Origin of the sequence: Sporosarcina sp. NPDC096371, assembly GCF_044762865.1 — a bacterium.
Classification (GTDB): domain Bacteria; phylum Bacillota; class Bacilli; order Bacillales_A; family Planococcaceae; genus Sporosarcina.
In genome coordinates this window covers 371,880-392,179 of record NZ_JBIWFE010000004.1, presented here as the reverse complement: position 1 = coordinate 392,179, position 20,300 = coordinate 371,880, and the positions used below count along the sequence as shown (strand labels likewise).

General features: G+C 43.8%; 18 protein-coding genes and 1 other annotated feature. Of the genes, 15 read left to right on the top strand and 3 right to left on the bottom strand.

Annotated features, from left to right (window positions below; genetic code table 11):
• Positions 1-14: 14 nt before the first annotated feature.
• Entirely contained in the window at positions 15-659 is a 645-nt protein-coding gene (locus tag ACIQ0H_RS13430; RefSeq protein ID WP_403415489.1) for a LytTR family DNA-binding domain-containing protein, read from the top strand.
• A gap of 124 nt (positions 660-783) precedes the next feature.
• Entirely contained in the window at positions 784-2,298 is a 1,515-nt protein-coding gene (gene scpC, locus ACIQ0H_RS13425; protein WP_403415486.1) for a succinyl-CoA:acetate CoA-transferase ScpC, read from the top strand.
• A 54-nt stretch (positions 2,299-2,352) separates the two neighbouring features.
• Here the strand turns inward: scpC and ACIQ0H_RS13420 are convergent, their stop codons facing one another.
• The gene (locus ACIQ0H_RS13420) at positions 2,353-2,544 is read right to left on the bottom strand and encodes a hypothetical protein (RefSeq protein ID WP_403415483.1); all 192 of its coding nucleotides are present in this window, start codon (positions 2,542-2,544) and stop codon (positions 2,353-2,355) included.
• Positions 2,545-2,998: 454 nt separating this feature from the next.
• Here ACIQ0H_RS13420 and ACIQ0H_RS13415 point away from each other — a divergent pair, with 454 nt between their 5' ends.
• The 6 genes from ACIQ0H_RS13415 (at position 2,999) to dacB (ending at position 10,665) form a co-directional block, all read left to right on the top strand.
• Entirely contained in the window at positions 2,999-4,708 is a 1,710-nt protein-coding gene (locus tag ACIQ0H_RS13415) for a methyl-accepting chemotaxis protein (protein WP_403415480.1), read from the top strand.
• Positions 4,709-4,900: 192 nt separating this feature from the next.
• Complete coding sequence (locus ACIQ0H_RS13410; protein WP_403415747.1) at positions 4,901-5,467, top strand: DUF4358 domain-containing protein; 567 nt, start codon at positions 4,901-4,903, stop codon at positions 5,465-5,467.
• A gap of 171 nt (positions 5,468-5,638) precedes the next feature.
• Complete coding sequence (locus tag ACIQ0H_RS13405) at positions 5,639-7,048, top strand: MBOAT family O-acyltransferase (protein ID WP_403415477.1); 1,410 nt, start codon at positions 5,639-5,641, stop codon at positions 7,046-7,048.
• Positions 7,049-7,059: 11 nt separating this feature from the next.
• The gene (locus ACIQ0H_RS13400) at positions 7,060-8,193 is read left to right on the top strand and encodes a DHHW family protein (RefSeq protein ID WP_403415475.1); all 1,134 of its coding nucleotides are present in this window, start codon (positions 7,060-7,062) and stop codon (positions 8,191-8,193) included.
• Between the two features lie 204 nt (positions 8,194-8,397).
• Entirely contained in the window at positions 8,398-9,081 is a 684-nt protein-coding gene (locus tag ACIQ0H_RS13395; protein ID WP_403415472.1) for a GNAT family N-acetyltransferase, read from the top strand.
• 111 nt (positions 9,082-9,192) lie between these two features.
• Positions 9,193-10,665, top strand: coding sequence for a D-alanyl-D-alanine carboxypeptidase/D-alanyl-D-alanine endopeptidase (gene dacB, locus ACIQ0H_RS13390; RefSeq protein WP_403415470.1), 1,473 nt, complete (start codon positions 9,193-9,195; stop codon positions 10,663-10,665).
• Between the two features lie 44 nt (positions 10,666-10,709).
• Here dacB and rluF read toward each other — a convergent pair whose 3' ends face one another.
• Entirely contained in the window at positions 10,710-11,414 is a 705-nt protein-coding gene (gene rluF / locus ACIQ0H_RS13385) for a 23S rRNA pseudouridine(2604) synthase RluF (protein WP_403415467.1), read from the bottom strand.
• Positions 11,415-11,668: 254 nt separating this feature from the next.
• Positions 11,669-12,007 (top strand) — a binding site (T-box leader).
• Positions 12,008-12,242: 235 nt separating this feature from the next.
• Between rluF and ACIQ0H_RS13380 the strand changes: the two genes are divergently transcribed.
• From ACIQ0H_RS13380 to trpA, 6 genes are read left to right on the top strand one after another with little or no spacing between them, the layout of a single operon-like run.
• Positions 12,243-13,616 carry an anthranilate synthase component I family protein gene (locus ACIQ0H_RS13380; RefSeq protein WP_403415465.1) on the top strand — a complete coding sequence of 458 codons (1,374 nt, stop codon included), beginning with the start codon at positions 12,243-12,245 and terminating at the stop codon, positions 13,614-13,616.
• A 29-nt stretch (positions 13,617-13,645) separates the two neighbouring features.
• Entirely contained in the window at positions 13,646-14,677 is a 1,032-nt protein-coding gene (gene trpD / locus ACIQ0H_RS13375; protein ID WP_403415463.1) for an anthranilate phosphoribosyltransferase, read from the top strand.
• Positions 14,674-15,462: an indole-3-glycerol phosphate synthase TrpC gene (trpC, locus tag ACIQ0H_RS13370; RefSeq protein ID WP_403415461.1), complete on the top strand. Its 789-nt coding sequence runs from the start codon at positions 14,674-14,676 to the stop codon at positions 15,460-15,462. The genes trpD and trpC overlap by 4 nt, the downstream gene beginning before the upstream one ends.
• Complete coding sequence (locus tag ACIQ0H_RS13365; protein ID WP_403415458.1) at positions 15,459-16,073, top strand: phosphoribosylanthranilate isomerase; 615 nt, start codon at positions 15,459-15,461, stop codon at positions 16,071-16,073. Before trpC ends, ACIQ0H_RS13365 begins: the two co-directional genes overlap by 4 nt.
• 2 nt (positions 16,074-16,075) lie before the next feature.
• Positions 16,076-17,269: a tryptophan synthase subunit beta gene (gene trpB, locus ACIQ0H_RS13360; protein ID WP_403415456.1), complete on the top strand. Its 1,194-nt coding sequence runs from the start codon at positions 16,076-16,078 to the stop codon at positions 17,267-17,269.
• Entirely contained in the window at positions 17,266-18,054 is a 789-nt protein-coding gene (gene trpA / locus ACIQ0H_RS13355) for a tryptophan synthase subunit alpha (RefSeq protein WP_403415453.1), read from the top strand. The genes trpB and trpA overlap by 4 nt, the downstream gene beginning before the upstream one ends.
• A 59-nt stretch (positions 18,055-18,113) precedes the next feature.
• Here trpA and ACIQ0H_RS13350 read toward each other — a convergent pair whose 3' ends face one another.
• The gene (locus ACIQ0H_RS13350; RefSeq protein ID WP_403415450.1) at positions 18,114-18,947 is read right to left on the bottom strand and encodes an AAC(3) family N-acetyltransferase; all 834 of its coding nucleotides are present in this window, start codon (positions 18,945-18,947) and stop codon (positions 18,114-18,116) included.
• 114 nt (positions 18,948-19,061) lie between these two features.
• Between ACIQ0H_RS13350 and ACIQ0H_RS13345 the strand changes: the two genes are divergently transcribed.
• Positions 19,062-20,036, top strand: a complete 975-nt coding sequence (locus tag ACIQ0H_RS13345) for a DUF4003 family protein (RefSeq protein WP_403415447.1) — start codon at positions 19,062-19,064, stop codon at positions 20,034-20,036.
• The last annotated feature ends 264 nt before the right edge of the window (positions 20,037-20,300 follow it).

The following is a 20,300-nucleotide window of genomic DNA, read 5'->3' as shown; positions in this document are numbered from 1 at the left end:
GAGTTTTTGATAGAATGGAAATTTTGAGTCTGGATGCGCTTTTGGATGTAGTTGGAGAATTATTTTCAGATGAAGTCTCAATTGTTGTGTCAAATACAGAAGAGTATCTTTATTACCGTTCCAGTAAGCGGGTAGATTTAAAAATTAAGCCAGGAGATCCGGTAAGAGAAGGGACAATTGCCTATAAAGCGCTCCTTCGGAATCAGAAAGTATCGGAGTTCATCAGTCGCGATTTGTTTGGTGTACCTTATCATGGAATGGCTGTACCGTTTCATAAAGACGGGAAACTCGTTGGGTGTGTAACAGCAATTTATCCAGCTTATACGAATGGTAAGTCTGTCGTCACGGTAAAAACAAATGATGGATGGATCCCAGTACCTTTTGCAGACGTGAAGTACATAGAAGTGAAGGATCGGAAAACGTATGTAGTAGCGGATGGTTTTTCGGGTACGCATAAAAATTCTCTGCAAAACTTTGAGTTTTTATTGCCCAGGGAATCATTTGTACGATGCCATCGTTCTTTCATCGTGAATGTCCATCATATTAAAGAAATTTTCCCTGATACACACTCAACGTTCGTACTTTCGATGAATGATGGAACGCGTATTCCCGTCAGTCAGTCATACTCCAGCTATTTCCGAAAATTACTCGATTTTTAACGCGCTGCTTTAAACAATAAAAAGTACGCTTCGACCGGTAATTCTGTATCCAGACCAGAAATTCTCTTTTTTGTAAGCGCTTAAGATATTATTATCTAAAAGTTATGAAAAGGGGCAGTTATAGATGGGAACTCATATGGATCGGATTAAAAACATTCAATTGCGAGAAGTTGTTGTGTCACCGGAAGAAGCGGCTTCTTGGATTGAAGATGGTATGACACTAGGATTAAGCGGATTTACACGTGCGGGGGACGTAAAAGCAGTTCCATTGGCATTGGTAAAACGTGCCGAAACAGAGTTTTTCAAAGTTAACGTATTTACGGGAGCATCATTAGGTTGCGATATCGATAAATTGTTTGCAGAAGCAGGTATCGTCAATAAAAGATTGCCATTCCAAGCTGACCGTGCAATGCGTAATAAAATAAATCAAGGTGAGCATCTATTCGTTGACCACCATTTATCACATACAGCTGAACTTGTTCGCGCAGAAGTGATCGAACCGATTGACTTTGCGATTTTGGAAGCGATTTCAATCACAGAGGATGGAATGCTGATTCCAACAACTTCTGTTGGGAACTCTTTAACATTTGCAACACATGCAAAATCCATCATTATCGAGATTAATACAGCTCAGTCGACACAGTTGGAAGGGATCCATGATTTATATGACCCTGGTAAACAAGGCGAACGTATGCCGATTCAATTGACGAAAGCAGATGATCGTATTGGTACGACAGGCATTCCAATCGACATGACAAAGGTCAAAGGTATCGTCTTTACGAATCAACAAGACTCACCGTCGACAATCGAGATGCCCGATCATGAAACAGAAGTGATGGCACAGCATTTACTGTCGTTTTTACGTACGGAAGTGCAAGCAGGAAGACTGACAGAAAGTCTTGCTCCTTTACAGTCAGGTATTGGTTCTGTTGCAAATGCAGTTCTTCACGGCATGATCGACTCTGAATTTAAAGATTTGGAAGTGTACTCAGAAGTATTGCAGGATGCAGTGTTCGATTTAATCGACGCGGGCAAGGTTCGCTTTGCTTCTTGTGCATCCATTACACTTTCAGAAGACAAGATGGATCAAGTATTTAATAACTTTGAACAATATCGGGATAAGCTAATTATGCGTCCACAGGAAATTTCGAATCATCCGGAGATTATTCGTCGTCTTGGTTTAATTTCTATTAACACAGCACTTGAGTTGGATATTTACGGTAACGTCAATTCAACGCATGTGTCTGGAACGAAAATGATGAACGGAATTGGTGGATCGGGTGATTTCGCTCGTAATGCGCGTCTTGCGATTTTTGTGACGAAATCGGTAGCAAAAGGAGGCGATATTTCAAGTATCGTTCCGTTTGCGACACACGTGGATCATACGGAGCATGATGTGGATGTCATCGTGACAGAGCAAGGTTATGCTGATTTGCGCGGACTGGCTCCACGCGAACGTGTAGGGCTTATTATCGAGAATTGTGCACACCCGATGTACCGCGAACAACTGCGCGAGTACTATAAGGAAGCACTTGAAAGAGGCGGGCAAACACCGCATGTATTAGAAAAAGCATTTTCATGGCATACAAATCTAGCTAAGCACGGCACAATGCTTGAGCGTGTTGCTGAGTTGGTATAAGTATTGGATTGAAAAGAGTTAAGACGATAATCGTCTTAACTCTTTTTTGCGTTGTTAGAACAAGCTAGGTGCATATTTAATGAAATAATAAATTACATAAAGCCAACTTAAACAACCGTGTATAATCGCCCATCCGATGGACTGATAGGCGGTATAGGAGATGATCATAGCAAGGCAAGATCCGAAACTAATCCCTTTTTTAATGATGCGAACCGTTCTTTGATCTTGATACTCGCTTTTTCGCATTTTTATCCCTCCATGTGATTTCGTCATAAAGAACCTAGGAAATCCGCCCGCCTTTGACATGGTATGAATAGTAACTTGAATAAAGACAAAAGGGTTTTGGTATAAAAATTGAGTCCTATGTTTTTTTGTTTCTACTATGCGATTTACGGGTATCGATAATAACCGGTGAATTACGTGTTTAGGAAAAAAACGAACTGCAGATGCATTGCTAATTTTCAAATACGGATATGTAGTTGGAACTATCTAATAAGTACATGCTATAATGCTAGAATAGTGCTTTATGCTATTTTATGCGAAATAATATTTTGGGTATTTTATCGCTCGGCATAGATACGGCGGTTGGAAATTTCAAATGTAAAATTCAGATTAAATAGCTGAAGAGCTAAGAATTACTCAAGAAATGTATCTTTTTACACACAGATTAAACGATTATCAAGAAGGAGGAAGGTTATAAGTGGGCTTGCGAAATGCGAAAATAGGTAGGAAATTATTTGTTTTAATATCTTTCTCCGTTGTTATTTTCTTTTCGATTGGGGGAACAGGTTTTTATTTTATGCAACAAATGAATGAAAACTCCGAGAGAATGTACCAGGATGCGCTACTACCAATCAAGTGGCAGTCTCAAATTCGTACAAATAATCTGGCGGTCGATGGCTACACGCTGGAGATGCTATTGACAACTGATAGTAAGGTCCAAGAAGAGTTAAGAGATCTCATTGTTGAGCGAATTGAAAAGAATAAAGAGCTGCAAGTTATCTTGGAAGAAGCTATCATCTCTGATGCTGAAACAGCGAAAATGGTTCAGTTCAGACAAAGCTATGTACTTTATATAGCAGAGTTGCAAAAGGTCGCAGATTTAGCTTTCTCAGGGGATGTTGATTTGGCTTTTGCGAGGTATCAAAAAGAAGTCAAAGGGGCATTAGAAACGACAAATGCACAATTGGAAGAAACAGGGATCTATTTAGAACAATATGCAGATGACTTAGAGGCGAGTACTACGGAAAGTGTTAAAACGAGCAATCTGATTGTAATAATGGTCATCCTCGTAGCGCTTGTGTTAAAAGTTTTGATGGGAATTGTAATTGTTCGTATGATTGTTAACCCGCTGAAAGAGATTGGAACACTGATGGTGGAGGCGGAGCATGGTGACTTAACGGTAGAAGGGAAGTACCGCTCCAAAGATGAGATTGGTGTTCTAACGACTTCCTTTAATAGTATGGTAGCGCGGCTACGGGAATTGATGAAACAGGTCAATGATACATCGGAACAAGTAGCAGCTTCTTCTGAGCAATTGACGGCGAGTGCTGAGGAATCTACTAAGGCGAGTGAAGAGGTCGCACATACAGTCCAAGAGGTAGCGCATGGTGCGGAGCGTCAGGTAGAAGGTACGAAGGAGAGTCAAAAAGTCGTTGAAGAAATGGCTAGTAGTATTCATTTAATCGCATCAAATACACAAGAAATTTCCACAAATGCAATTGAAACATCACAAAGAGCATTAGAAGGAAACGAAGCGATTCAATCGACTATTGAACAAATGAGTTCTATCAATGTAACTGTTACCCAACTATCGAGTGTGGTAGAAGGATTGGGAGAACGCTCTCGAGATATTGGTAATATTATCGAAGAGATTACCAATATTGCAACGCAAACAAATCTCTTAGCGCTAAATGCAGCGATCGAGTCTGCAAGAGCGGGAGAACATGGCAAAGGATTTGCGGTCGTAGCGGATGAAGTTCGTAAATTAGCTGAACAATCGGCAGGTTCGGCTCAAACCATTGCACAAATGATTGCTCTGATACAAGAGGAGACGCAAGTAGCTGTTCGGTCGATGCAGCAAACGACCACTGAAGTAACAGACGGCATAGAGGTCGTCAACAAAGCGGGTGAATCATTTGCTCAAATCCGTACGTCGGTTGATGATGTAGCCAGTCAGTTACAAAGTGTATCTGCCGCTGCTCAACAAATCTCGGTTGGTGTCGATCAAGTTCTCCAATCAGAACATGCTTTAGCTGAAATTGCAGAAGAGGCTGCGTCTGGTACGCAGAATGTCGCAGCTTCTACAGAGGAACAGTTAGCGTCCATGCAGGAAATTGCAGCCTCGGCGGAGTCATTGGCTCATCTAGCCGTCGATTTACAAGAGCAGATTGAATTCTTTAAAGTATAAAAGCATTGGTATAACAAAGAGTTAAGACGATATGATTATTGTCTTAACTCTTTTTCTTATACGCGTTCGACTACGGTTAGATGACTACCAATAAATGGTTGAAACGAAAAAGGGATTCATCCGTCAAATAAGTCAACTGTCCAAGTAAGTGTGACTAGTTGAGAGGTTAAGGAGGAGTTTTTTGTGAAAAAAATGCTAGGAATAATGATAGGTGCACTCGTTATTTTTACAATAGCGGGATGTACAAGTGCTGGGTCTAAAGGTGGAAGCTCGGACGGAGCCGACAAGACCGACGTCTCCGTCAATGAAATCCTTGAGGGTATTAAAGGACAAATCGTACAAGATATAAAAGACGCAGGATTTGATGATGGACAATCTGATGTGGAAATTCTTCAAGGTTATGTGGAAACAAATTTAGTCGAAATTGCAACGGACGATCCATTTGGGCAAATCTTTTTTGAACGTACGGGACTTGATAAAGAGTTACTTGCAGAAGGTTCAATGTATATGCCGATGTTCAATACCAATGCAGATGAAATTATCATTTTAAAAGCAAAGGATGACAAGGGTGCAGATACTCTGAAAGCATCGTTACAAAAAGAATTAGACGCACAAATCCAAACATGGGAGCGATATCTTCCAGATCAATATGAAAAAGTGAAAAACAATGTGTTAAAGACTAAAGGGAATTATGTTTTATATGTCACGTATGGCAATGTAGGTGCAGTAGAGAAGGTTTTTGACGAGAAAGTAAAATGATTTCTAAAGGCGCTTATTTAGCGCCTTTAGAAGCCTCCGGCGGATGTCACAGATTTTGAAGGGAGTGAATTGAGCAGGATCAATTCAAAATCTGGACGCAAATACGCCAAGGCATATTTGATAGGCGCTTATTCAGCGCCTTCTACATAGCAGGAACAAGGGAGTGGTTGTGTGGTATTCAGTAGCTTATTATTTCTATTTTTCTTTTTACCAATTACATTACTCCTGTATTCTTGCGGTTCAAGAAAGATGAAAAATGGTATTCTCCTGATTGTCAGCCTTATCTTTTATGCATGGGGAGAGCCTGTTTATATTTTCTTAATGATCTTTTCGGCCATTACAGATTATTTTCATGGGTTGTTCATTCAAAAGCATCGTCTGACTTCTCCGCTTAAGGCTCGGATCGGGTTATTGTCCTCTATTGTGATCAATTTAAGTTTGTTATCTTTTTTCAAATATGCGGATTTTTTAATTGTAAACATCAATCATCTTTTGGGAATGAATATAGATGCGCTCGATCTTCCATTGCCAATTGGCTTATCTTTTTATACGTTTCAAACGATGTCGTATGCCATTGATGTGTATCGGGGAAAGGTGAAGGCGCAACGCAATCCGTTGACGCTTGCATTGTACGTTTGTTTGTTTCCGCAACTTATTGCAGGACCTATCGTCCGGTACGAAATTATTGAACGCGAACTGAAAAATAGGCACGTAACGCTTGATCAATTTTCTGAAGGCGTTAAAATCTTTTTGATTGGTCTTGGAAAGAAAGTATTGCTTGCCAATAATATTGGGTTCCTATGGAGTGAAATTCAGCAGCAAAGTCCTGCCGAATTATCGGTTCTATCAGCGTGGATGGGGATTGCAGCTTTTGGCTTACAACTCTATTTTGACTTTAGTGGTTATTCCGATATGGCGATTGGGCTGGGGAAAATGTTCGGTTTTAGTTTTCCGCAAAACTTCAATTATCCGTTTGCATCCCGTAGCATCACGGAGTTTTGGCGAAGATGGCATATGACGCTTGGTACCTGGTTTCGGGATTACGTCTATATTCCGCTCGGTGGTAGTAGAAAAGGGAAATTCAGACTTTATCTAAACTTATTCATTGTCTGGGGTCTGACTGGTTTATGGCATGGGGCTGCATGGAATTTCGTGGCCTGGGGTCTATACTTTGGTGTAGTGATTGCGATTGAAAAGGCAGGATTACTTGTACTGCTTGAGAAAATGCATCCAATATTTCAACATGTCTATGCGTTTATTATCGTTATGATTAGTTGGACGTTATTCGTTTTTGAAGACCTTTCCATGAGCTTAACCTATTTGAAAATCATGTTTGGTTTTTCAGGACAAATATTGGTGAATGAGCGCTTCATGTACGATATGTATACTAATGCGGTCCTTTTTTTATTAGCACTTTTGGGGATGGTTCCAATTTGGAAGATGTTGAGGACTAAACTAACGCGTGGGCATAAGCTGATTGATGAAATCGTGATTCCTGTATTTTGTTTACTCATTCTCGTCTTGTCGACTGCTTATTTAGCGGACGATTCATACAACCCATTTCTTTATTTTCGGTTTTAGGAGGAAACGCATTGGCTATATATAAAAAAATATTTGTGGGTGCGTTTCTTTTATTTATTTTTGGAATAGGGCTATTCAATGTCTTATCTAAAGACCGTACTTTCTCTGAGAGGGAAAATCGCCCATTGGCTCAAATACCTGAATGGACATTGCCTAACTTTGCTTCTGGGAAGTTCACGGCACGTTTTGAAACGTATATGTCTGACCAGTTTGTATGGAAAGACCGTTGGGTTCAGCTGAAGGCAATGTCGGAAAGGGCTTCATTGAAAAAAGAAAACAATGGAGTGTTCTTTGGTAAAGGTGGATTTCTCATTGAGCCATTTGAAAAACCTAGTGACCAGTTTGATAAAAATATGGAATACGTGAAAAATTTTACGGCCTATGCGCAAGAAATCCAGTCGTATATGTTGCTCGCTCCAACTTCGATTGCTTTCTATGAGGATAAGCTGCCGCTTTTTTCACAAACCGCTAGCGAAAGAGATGCGTTTGAAGTTGCGGCACGACAATTGGCTTCTGTCGCGGGAGTGATTGATGTATTCGATACGCTCCAGTCGAATAAAGATGAGCAAATTTATTTTAAAACGGATCATCATTGGACGATGCGTGGTGCGTATTTGGCTTATAGGGAAGTAGCGAAAGCAATGGGAATAGAGCCTTACGAGAAGGATGACTTTCGCATTGAAACGGTATCGAAAAACTTTTTCGGTACATTGCATGCCAAAGCAAATACAATTGGCATTGAACCAGACGAGATTGAAGTATATTTGCCGAGGTTTGATACGACTCAAATGGTCACCTATGAAGACGGGCGACAAACGGATTCATTGTACGAATGGGGTTATCTTGAAAAGAAAGATAAGTATTCGCTGTTCTTGGATGGCAATCATGCACTTGTGACTATAAAAACCGGAGTCAGCAATGGCCGTAAGTTAGCTGTCGTGAAAGATTCCTACGCACATGCACTGATCCCTTTTTTAGCGAACCATTTTGAGGAAATACATGTACTCGACCTTCGGTATTATCATTCGGATATTCTTACGTATATGACTGAACAAAACATTTCTGAAGTGTTGTTTTTATATAACATCGCGAACTTTGCAAAAGACCCAAACGTAATTTGGCTATCTCAAAGTATAAGAGAATGACTTTCGGTGAAAATAAAAGTAGTTACTCCACCCGATGTGGGTATAGTAACTACTTTTTTAATTCAACATGTGGTGGCGCTTATACTAAAAATAAATGGCTAAGTTCTTGTTTGTGAATTGTCCTGTCGCGGGCAGACTAAGCGCGATAGGTCGAGTTATTGCAAAATGAGTTATTGAATTTAGCGCAGAATGGAGGGATGGAAAATGGATGCTCTATATCGCGGGTTGTTTAGAGAGAATGATCCGTTTTACATTCGAATGCTGTACCCAGAAGATGTTGCGGCTATTTTAGGTGTGCAACAGGAAGTGCTGTATGTATTGGATAATCCAAAATCGATGTCTCCATTGTCGGAGGAAGAGTATGCATATATTTTGTCTGGCGGAGGTAAGATGGTAGGCGTGTTTACAGGTGGTCGGTTAGTAGCATTCCGCGCGTTACTTGTGCCGGCAATCGATGACGAGCATCTCGGTCATGATATTGAGCTTGACCTGACGGAGTTGTCGTCTGTTGTTTATCAGGAAATATCGAATGTATTGCCGCGCTATCGTGGGCATCGCCTTCAAAAGCTGATGGGCGAAGTGTTAATGGAACAGTTACGGAAAGAGGAGTTTAAATATGTGTGCGCAACGGTTGCCCCGTACAATATTGCAAGTTTAAGGGACAAGTTTGCACAGCAAATGGAGATTGCTGCTTTGAAGAGGAAGTATGGTGGTCTATTGCGGTATGTTTTTGTAAAACATCTTCATGAAGAAGGGAAGGAATATGAAACGGAGCAGTATATTCCGATGCAAGATACAAAGTCCCAGCAAAAGCTACTGACAGAAGGCTGGCGTGGGACAGGTGTTTCTTGTGGTCCTGATGGTTGGCTTGTTCACTATTCTAAATAAAGAATGAAGTAATGTCATGCAACCTATAATTGCGCTGATTGTTGAAAGGCGGGAAATGTACTGAATAAGAATCGAATGGCGTGCCTTGTCCTTTTTTTCATCCTAGCGCTTATGCTATTACCGTTGGGACAGCAAAAAACGGAGGAGCCAGTTACTAAGTCAAATGAGGGGTTGCAAGCAGTTAGTCTAGTCCATGCGACTAGCCAATTGAATAAACTTGACGAAATTCTAAATGATTCAAGACTCCAAGGTGCGACGACTGCCATCAGTGTCCGTAATGCATCAAGCGGTGACATTATTTACGAAAACCTAGGAGACACACGGGTCCACCCCGCATCCGTCATGAAATTGTTGACGGGTGCTGCGGCACTTGAGACGCTTGGTCATGATTACACGTTTAAAACGGAATTGTACATGGACGGAACAGTGCGGGACGGTGTACTTCATGGCGACCTCTATTTACGCGGGCAAGGTGATCCCACGCTGACGAGGCAGGATTTAAATGCATTTACGTCCGAATTAAAAACGCAAGGTATTCGAACGATTAATGGAAATATTTATGGAGATGACACATGGTATGACAGCGTTAGGCTTTCCCAGGACTTAAACTGGTCCGACGAATCGAACTATACGGGCGCACAAGTATCAGCGCTGACACTCTCACCGAATCAAGATTATGACACTGGAACAGTCATTGTCGAGGTGACCCCGGCGAAAAAGGTTGAGGAAGCGGGGAAAGTGGTGATGGTTCCTGCAAATAGCTATGTGACAATCGTCAATCAGACGAGGACAGTGGCAAAAGGAAAGAGGCAAAGTATACGGGTTAAACGACAACATGGTTCGAATATACTGGTCGTTTCAGGAACCATTCCAGTCGGGGCAGAAAAAGTACGTTCGTGGGTTTCTGTTTGGGAACCGACGGATTACGCGGTCGACGTTTTCAAACAAACCATCGAAGAACGGGGCATTTCGTTTACCGCAACGCCAGTAGTCGAACGTCGAACGGTTCCTAAAGGAGCCACTTTATTGAAATCGAAGCAGTCCATCCCACTGAGTGAGTTGTTTATCCCGTTCATGAAACTAAGCAATAACGGACATGCAGAAGTACTTGTTAAAGAAATGGGCCGGGTGATTGGTGGCGACGGTAGTTGGCCTAAGGGTCTAGCCGTCATGAAAGCAACGCTTGCCGATATGGGGCTGGATACAACAACACTTTTACTGCGTGATGGATCAGGCATGTCGCATAAAAACCTTGTCACAGCCAATGAAGTGACCCAATTACTGTATGCCGTACAATCGAAATCGTGGTATCCGGCATTTTTGAATGCACTTCCAGTTGCAGGGAATGAGGAGCGATTTATCGGCGGGACATTGCGAAATAGGATGAAAGGGACTACGGCGGCGGAAAATGTCCAGGCCAAAACAGGTTCACTAAATGGCGTTACCGCTTTGTCGGGGTATGTTCAAACGAAAAATGGTGAAACACTTATTTTTTCGGTGATGGTGAATAATTATTTGAGTGATACGGTTAACGAAGTGTTGGACAACATTGCGATAGAACTGACAAATGTTCAGTTGGAATAAAAAAGCCATCCCTTGTCGCAAAACAGGGGATGGCTTTTGTTGTCTTATCGTTTCGGCTGGTAATTCATTATGCTAAACATTTCGTCCAGCTCTTCTTTCGTCAAATCACGCCATTGGCCGTTTGGTAAATTGCCAAGATGGATGTTGAGGATACGTGTGCGTCGCAAGTTCTGGACATTGTAGCCGAGTGCGGAACACATGCGACGAATTTGGCGGTTTAGGCCTTGCGTTAAAGTGATGTTGAATTTGCGTGGGCCAAGTTGTTTCACTTTGCATGGTTTCGTTGTTGTGCCAAGTATGTTGACGCCGGATTCCATTTTGTCGATGAATGTTTTCGAAATGGGATGGTCGACGGTGACGATATATTCTTTTTCATGACCATGCTCTTCACGCAGTATTTCATTGACGATATCACCATCGTTTGTCAGAAGAAGCAGTCCATCCGAGTCTTTGTCGAGTCGTCCGATATGGAAAATGCGGAGGGGATGGTTGATAAAATCGACGACATTTCCTTCGATATGGCGTTCTGTCGTACTAGTGATGCCGACGGGCTTATTGAGTGCAATATAGACGAGTTGTTCTTCCGTTTTAACAGGTTTGCCATCGGCACGAACGTCGTCGCCCTCTTGAACTTTACTGCCAAGTTCCGCCAGTTGTCCGTTAATGGTTATACGTCCGTCTTCAATCCATTTATCTGCACCGCGGCGGGAAACGATTCCCGCTTCACTTAAATATTTATTAATTCTCATAGCTGTCACCCTATCCAGGAAATTTCTTTCTTCTATTGTAGCGTGTCGGCAAGGAATTTGCTCGTTTTGTTATTGAGTGGTAGTAAGTGCAGGTTATGCGGTAATAATCATCTACCATTTTTGTTTCAGAAAAGGTTGACAATTAAAGAGTCTCGTACTAAGATAAGAATAACTTTTTTGTTCGAAGACGGGTAGAAGGTATCGAGAGCGGTATCGCCCACGGATAGATGAGCCGAGATGAGAAGAGCATAGCTGAGAAATTGTTGAATAAGAAGAGTAGCATGGGTGCGCGATTGTAGAGAGTCAGTGGGTGGTGGAAACTGATTCGCGGCTGGTGTGAATGGGCTTATGAGAGTTCCTTTGAATTTTTTCAAGGGAGACGTGGATCCTACGTTATGGGATGTGTCTTATTAACTTGCTGAAGCAAGTTAAAGCCTTCGGCGGATGTCACAGATTTTGAAAGGAGTGAATTAAGCTTCGCTCAATTCAAAATCCGGACGCAATTATGCCGAGGCATAATTGATTAAGACACGCTAAGTGGAAGCAGCAATGCTTCAATTAGAGGTGGCAACGCGGTTTACTCCGTCCTCTGCAATCGGACTTTTATGTCCTTTTGCAGAGGGCTTTTTTTGTTTTATAAACTATATAAGTTGAACAAATGAATATCTATTTAAACTAAGCGAAGGCGCCTTCCAAGGGGGAGCCTTTCACCATAAGACTGACGGCGAAGCTGTCTGGCTTATGGTGAAAGGCATCCCCTAGCGCCGTAGCGGATTCAATGTGACTATACAATTCAACTTATATAGAACCCAGAAGAGGAGAGATGAGATGAGCACAGTGCAGAAGAGTTTACGGACGACGATGAAGAAGGTAAATGGTGATTCTCTTACCCCGATATTAATTTTTAGAAGAATGCGGGGTGAGCGGAAGTTTTTGTTGGAAAGTTCATCGAAACATGAGGGATCTGGGCGGTATTCGTTTATGGGCATGGATCCGTTGAAGTGCTATTGCGGAAGGGACGGCAAGATTGAGGAACGTGTTTACGCAACGGGGAAGACATACAGTCATGAGGGCGATTTGTTTGTGTTACTAAAACGATTGATACCGCAGATTACAGACGATATCGATTTTCCATTCACAGGCGGTGCGGTTGGCTATGTTGGATATGGGGCAGCGCGGCAAGGTGGTCGACGTACGGAGGAGAATTTGGGGTATCCTGATGTCAATTTCAATATTTATGAAACCATCGTTGTTTTCGACCATGTATTGAATGAAGTGACATTGCTGCATACAGAGATTAATGAAGTACAAAGCGCTCCTGATCTGGATGCACTGGCAGCGAGTATGTTGTCAGGTGTGGAAAAGGAAGATTCTACTTTTGAGATATCGGACTATAGCTGTTCCGTGACACAACCGCAGTTTGAAGAGTTAGTACGCGAAGCGAAAGGCTATATCGAGGATGGGGAAGTGGAGCAAGTTGTGCTGTCTAGAAGAATGGTGGCAGACTTTAAGGGCGATCCGTTTTCCTTATACCGCAAGCTGAGAAAACGTAATCCGTCTCCGTATATGTACTATATGGAATTCGATGATCATGTCGTGGTGGGAACATCGCCAGAAAGTCTGGTTCGTGTGTCGAATGGTAAAGTCATGACAAATCCGATTGCGGGGACGCGCCGACGTGGCAAGGATAAGGCAGAAGATGTGGCACTTGAAAAAGAGTTGTGTGCGGATCCGAAAGAGGTTTCGGAACACGATATGCTAGTTGAACTTGGACGGAGTGATTTAGAGAAGATCTGTGTTGCAGATTCTGTAACCGTGACGAGCTACATGGAAGTTGTCCGTTATGAGCACGTCATGCATTTGGTGTCGGAGGTAGAAGGGAATTTATCGCCAGTACTCCATTCATTAGATGCGTTAAGCGCATGTTTACCAGCGGGTACGGTAACAGGGACACCAAAGACACGGGCGATGGAATTGATTGATGAATTAGAGCAAATGGATCGAGGCATCTACGGAGGAGCCATTGGTTATATCGGCTTCAACGGCAATATGGATTTTGCCTTAACGATTCGTACGATGATTGTGAGAGACGGAAAAGCTTATGTTCAGGCAGGTGCAGGGATTGTGGCAGCGTCAAATCCAACGAATGAGTATATGGAGACGGTTAACAAAGCCCGTTCGTTGTTAGAAGTCGTCAATTAAATAATGAGCCGAGCAGAGGAGAGATTGAGATGAGAGGTATTGTGAGAAAAGTAGAGCTAGGGAACCACTTGATGTATGAAGAAATGTTGGAAGTAGCAGATAAAATCTTTGATGAACAAACGGATTCGCGGGATATTGCCGATTTTCTTGTTGCATTGTCACGTAAAGGAGAGACGGCTCATGAAGTGGCAGCCCTCGCATCTGTCATGAAATCGCATGCTGTTCAACTGTCAGTTCCCGAGGGTGTTTACATGGATAATTGTGGAACAGGTGGAGATGGTTCGGACAGTTTTAATATTAGTACGGCATCCGCATTCGTGTTAGCGGGCGCGGGGGCATCGGTCGCCAAGCACGGCAATCGTAAAATTTCGAGTGCCGCGGGTAGCTCTGATGTGTTGGAGGAGCTCGGTGTCCATTCAGAATTCAGCGCAGATGAAACGGCTGAATTGCTTCGTCGGGAAGGAATTACCTTTCTTCATGCACCGCAAGTTCATCCGAAAATGAAACGGATTGGCGCGATACGGCAACAAATTGGTAAGCCAACCATTTTCAATTTAGTGGGTCCTTTGACGAATCCAATTCCGTTAAAAACGCAATTTACGGGTATTAATCGACCTGATTTCACGATGGAGTATGCGACCGTTCTACGAATGCTTGGAAGAGAGCGGGCGATTGTTGTATCAGGCGCAGGAGGCATGGATGAGGCGTCGCTTGCAGGCCAAAACTTTTTCGTGTTGTTGGATAAAGGTGATCTGATTCCATTTTCACTGACAGCCGATGACGTAGGATTGGCGCCTGCACCTGCTTCAGCCATTCGCGGGGGCGGTGCCAAGGTAAATGCCGCAATTATTCGTGCCATTTTCCAAGGGCAGCGCGGTCCGCATTTCGATACGATTGTGTTCAATGCGGGCATTGGGCTGTTTGCCAATGGGCAAGTGGGAACGATTCAAGAAGGTGTGAAACGGGCGACAGACAGTATTTTGTCTGGCAGAGCGTTACAGAAATTAGAAGCAGTCGCTGCCTTTAGTGAAAAGATTGGGCAAAAGGCGGTGGCGAAATGACGATTTTAGATGAAATCTTACAAGAAAAACGTCGTGAAGTAGAGCAATTGTTGGCACAACAGGCTGTACAACAAGAAAAACGTCCGTCGCGTCCATCTTTATTCGATAGGCTGTATCAATCGGAGCGTTTACAGGTCATTGCGGAAATGAAGCGTGCATCTCCGTCGAAAGGGTTAATTGCCGAAGGGGCGGAACCTGTTACACAGGCGATGATATATGACGAAGCTGGGGCGGCATGCATTTCGGTGTTGACGGATGCTCCCTTTTTTAAAGGGTCATTCGAAGACTTGGCGGCTGTTGCAAACGCCGTTTCAACTCCGTTACTTTGCAAAGATTTCATGATTCATACTGTTCAAATTGACCGGGCGAAAAATGCGGGTGCATCGGTGATTCTGCTGATTGTCGCGGCGCTTACGGATGAAGAACTGACGGAACTTTATGCATATGCCGTGGTAGCAGGGTTAGAAGTATTGGTAGAAGTACATGATGCAGAAGAATTGAAACGGGCACTTGCCATTGATGCCAAGTTGATTGGTGTGAATAATCGAGATCTCCGTACTTTCGAAGTAGATTTACAGCGGACGGAAGAGATTGCAGCATTATTTCCATTCCATGAGAAGCGTGTGCTTATTAGTGAAAGTGGGATTTGGCAAACCAAAGATGCATTGCGTGTATCGAAAGCAGGCGCGAGTGCAGTGCTTGTTGGTGAATCGTTGATGCGTAGTGAGTCAGTCACCACAGCCATTCAGTCATTGCAAGTTGCTGTGCAAGAGGTGGTTCGATGACGAAAGTGAAAATTTGTGGATTGATGGAGCGGGAGCATGTCAAAGTTGCGGTCGATGCGGGGGCAGATGCTATCGGTTTTGTGTTTGCACCGAGTCGGAGACGGGTGACCATTACGGAAGCGCAGGAACTTGCACGTGAGATTCCGCCTGGAGTGCTAAAAATCGGTGTATTCGTAGATGCTTCACCAGAGGAAATGAAGGAAGCGTATCAAAAAGTACCGCTCGACGTTATTCAATTCCATGGCAATGAAAGTGCAGATTTTATCGACAAGGTTGGACTTCCTTCTATTAAAGTATTATCAGTGCACAGCGTTGAAGACGTGAACAGTGCGACACAGTATAAGGCAGACTATTTTTTGTTCGATACGCCGGGAACGGATTTTAAAGGTGGCAGCGGGCTGACGTTCGATTGGGAGCTGATGAAGAACGTTGGCATACAGCCAGATCATGTTATTTTAGCAGGCGGACTGAATGTGGGCAATGTCGGAGAGGCTATCCGGCGTGTGAAACCGTATATGGTGGATGTATCGAGTGGCGTGGAAACAATGAAGAGAAAAGATGAGACCTTGATTCGCGCTTTTATTTCGGCGGTCAAAGATGAGGAGAGATGAGCATGGTGCAGAAATTACAAGTAGGTCGATACGGGAAGTTTGGCGGGCAATTTGTGCCAGAGACGTTAATGACGGCGCTGTTGGAATTGGAGCAAGCATACGACGAGGCGATAGTGGATCCGGCTTTCATGGATGAAGTGAATCATTATTTAAAGGATTTTGTTGGACGTGAGACGCCGCTTTATTTCGCAGAAAGACTGACGAAGGCTGCGGGCGGTGCAAAGATTTACCTCAAACGAGAGGATTTAAATCATACGGGTGCCCACAAAATCAATAATACGATTGGGCAGGCATTACTTGCGGTACGCATGGGTAAAAAGAAAATTGTGGCGGAAACCGGAGCGGGTCAGCACGGTGTTGCGACGGCAACGGTTTGTGCATTGTTTGATCTTGATTGTGTGATTTTCATGGGAGCGGAGGATATTCGCAGGCAGGAATTGAATGTTTTTCGCATGGAGTTGCTTGGTGCGACAGTCGTTTCGGTCGATAAAGGCGGCGGTACGCTCAAGGATGCGGTTAATGAGGCGTTGCGCTATTGGGTAGCCAATGTGGAAGATACGCATTACATTTTAGGTTCTGCTCTCGGGCCACATCCGTTTCCGAAAATTGTTCGTGATTTCCAACGTGTGATTGGTGTGGAGACTAGAAAACAAATCATGGAGAGAACGGGACGGCTGCCAGACGCGATTGTGGCGTGCATTGGTGGAGGAAGCAACGCGATTGGCATGTTCCATCCATTTTTGGAGGACGAAGAAGTCGCTTTGTACGGTGTGGAAGCAGCGGGTAGTGGACTTGCGACGGGGCTTCACGCGGCTGCAATTGCAGATGGCAAAGAAGGTGTTTTACACGGAGCATATATGTATGTGTTGCAGGATGAGGATGGTTTTATTCAGGAGGCGCATTCGATTTCTGCGGGACTGGATTACCCAGCTGTGGGTCCCGAACATTGTCATTTACATGATATTGGACGTGTAAAGTATACGGCGGTGACGGATGCAGGTGCACTGGAAGGCTTGCAGCTGTTAGCAAAATTAGAGGGCATTATCCCTGCTTTGGAAAGTGCGCATGCCGTGCAATATGCGGTTGGATTGGCTAGCCAAATGGATGAGGAAGACATCCTTGTCATTTGTCTATCAGGACGGGGCGATAAAGACGTTCAAACAGTGCGCGATGCTTTAGGAGGTGGAGTGAGATGACGAAAACAATTTTAACAAATGCCATTAATGCTTGTGTAGAACGTGGCGATAAGGCGTTTGTTCCGTATATTATGGCGGGAGATGGCGGGCTGAAGGCGTTGAAGGAACAGATTTTATTTCTTCAGGAAGTTGGCGTGACGGCGATTGAACTCGGCATTCCATTTTCTGATCCAGTAGCGGATGGTCCGGTGATTCAAGAAGCGGGGGAACGGGCACTTGCACATGGGGTGACACTTCGCAAGGTGTTAAAAGAACTAACTCATTTTATCGATGAAGTGACGGTTCCACTAGTCATCATGACTTATTTGAATCCGGTTTTGAGTTATGGTATTCAGGAATTTATCAAGGACTGCGGCGACGGTGGTGTTAGTGGTCTTATCATCCCAGATTTGCCGCTTGAGGAAAGTGAATTGTTGCGGGATGCGCTAGTGGATTCCGAGGTTGCGCTTATCCAACTGGTATCGTTGACAAGTCCGCCGGAACGAATCGAAAAAATTACGGCTGCAGGTGAAGGGTTTATTTACGCTGTGACGGTCAATGGCATTACAGGCGTGCGGGATGGTTTTGGCGATGATCTTCAAACGCATTTAGAGGGATTAAAGGCAGTAAGTCCAGTTCCTGTACTTGCCGGATTCGGTATTTCGACACCTGAACAAGTTCGAACGATTGGTGCTTTTGCTGATGGCGTAATAGTGGGCAGTGCGATTGTCGATGCATTTCATCATAAGGGTTTGACGACCGTGGAGGCGTTGGTGAAGTCCGCGGAAAAAGTGGCTTATAGGTAAAAGAACGCCTCTTCGCATATGAAGAGGCGTTCTTTTAATAAGGGCGTATCGTTTTTTCTTTATTCTCCGGTCACGGCGTTCAGCTTTCTCTTCTCTGCAATCCAGCCCGTGCCGAACTCTACCATCGGTTTCATCGGAACAATTTTGCAAGTGGCCTGCCCGAGTAAACCTTCGATACTAACTTCAGGGTTTACTTTTTCAAACATTTCGACCAGCTCTGGGAAAACGTCAGAATCCAGATGAGCCATATCGTAGGTTGCCCAAACGCGTTCGCCATTTCGCATAATTGCCGCACCATCTGGAGAAGCTGTTAGTCCCGGTGCAAGGTATTCGGACAGGTGAAGCGCTGTGCACGTATCATAGTCGACGCCAATCATGACAATTTTCACATTTGCATCAAACATCTTACCCAATGGTGAAGTCATTCCGAATGAATCCTGTATTGGATGTTCAGCCATCCACTCTTCTGCATGGCGCCCCCACGCCATAAAGGAATGGGCGGGGTGAGGGCTTCGAATTACCGCTGGATGGCGGTGGAAGCACTCTGCAATTTTCCCCATTCCTCGTAGATGTGTGAGATAGGGATCGTAGGCTGGAACGGATTGGCGAATGGGTTCGTGCCACATTTCCGGTACGGGCGGAAGCATCCAATTAGACGGATCTGAATTATCGGCGGATTGTGCTGGCATAACAATGGTCCCATTTTGTGTTATGGTTTCCATAAGAGCTTCGACGACTGCCTGTGCTCCTCCCGCTATCCACCCCATCGATTTGAGGGATGAATGAACAATGATGTTATCGCCGGGTGTAATCTCAAGCGTATGAAGTTGCTGTTGTAACGTGCTTTTTGATTGGAATGAATGGGTTTGTTGGATTGTTCTAAGTTCGCTCATGAAGAATCGCTCCGTTCTGTAGTTATTTTCAAAAGCATAACAATTGGCACAAGACTTGCCAAGTTGAAACTTTTTTCCTTATGAAGCGTACATATATAAAAGGAGTTGGTCGGGTTGGATACGAATGTAATTAGGCAGGAAGTCGAAACGACATATGAGAAAGTGAAATCATTGGCGGGTTGGGCGGTGGACAAGACCGTTGTGCTGACAATTACATCGTATTATGTCACATCCGAGCGCGAATTTGACGCGGTGAGTTTAAATAGGGCGATGGATGCACTGAAAAGTAGGACAGGCTGGCTTTCACCGTTACGTGGCAATCTGCTACCTATGATGGCGGCATTTCTCAATCAACCTGGTACGACAATTGACAAGGAAGTGGATCGTTTATTTGCAAAGCAGCAAGTATTAAAAGGTGTTGGTTTCCGCAATACTATTCACTCCTACTTAGCCGCCCTTCTGATGACAAACGAACCTGACCTGTATGAAAGTGAAGCACGGCAAGCAAAAAAACTATATGACGCAATGAAGAAACAACATTTTTTCCTAACGTCAGACGATGATTATGCTTACGCAGTATTGCTTGGGAAAAGGGGCGCTAATCCAGTTGAGCACGCCAAGTCGATGCGTACATACTATGATGCGTTACGTTCGGAAGGCTTCCGTTCGGGCAATGAATTACAATGGTTGTCTCAGGTCATGACTTATGTACATATTGAATTTGATCCAAAGCTTGTATCGAGAGCGACAGAAGTACTGGCCTATTTCAAGCGAGATACCAAGGTACGACCGGTCCATTATCCAATGATTGGTTTTCTAACGGTATTTGGTGTTGCAGATGCAGAATTGCAGAATATTGTCGAATTGACGCTATTCTTGGAGGCTTCCCGCCCTTTTAAATGGAATCGGGAGATGGCTTTGTCAATCGGAATTGGCTATAGTATGCATACATTGACCGAAAATCTAGGGGAGGCAACAGTCAGCCTCGCAACATCTGTAGAGCTGATCTTACAAGCGCAGCAAGCCGTGATGGCCGCAACAATTGCTGCGATGGTAGCGTCATCCGCAGCAAGCTCAGCCAATACATGATGATTGATATAAAGTAAACGGAGCGTAGCTATCACCCAGGAAGGATGTAGTTCACTCCATCTCGAGCACCTAATCGTTTGTTTCGGCGTATACGAAGTTAAGAATAGCATGTCGAATAGACAAACAGATTCCTTTTCAAGTGAGAAGGAATCTGTTTTTTTTGTATGGAAAGAAAAAGGGGATTTGATTTTTGAGAAAAAACGACAGTTATTCCAGTTTGAAAACGCTTTCATACCAACGATTGTAACCGATTTGTCATATATC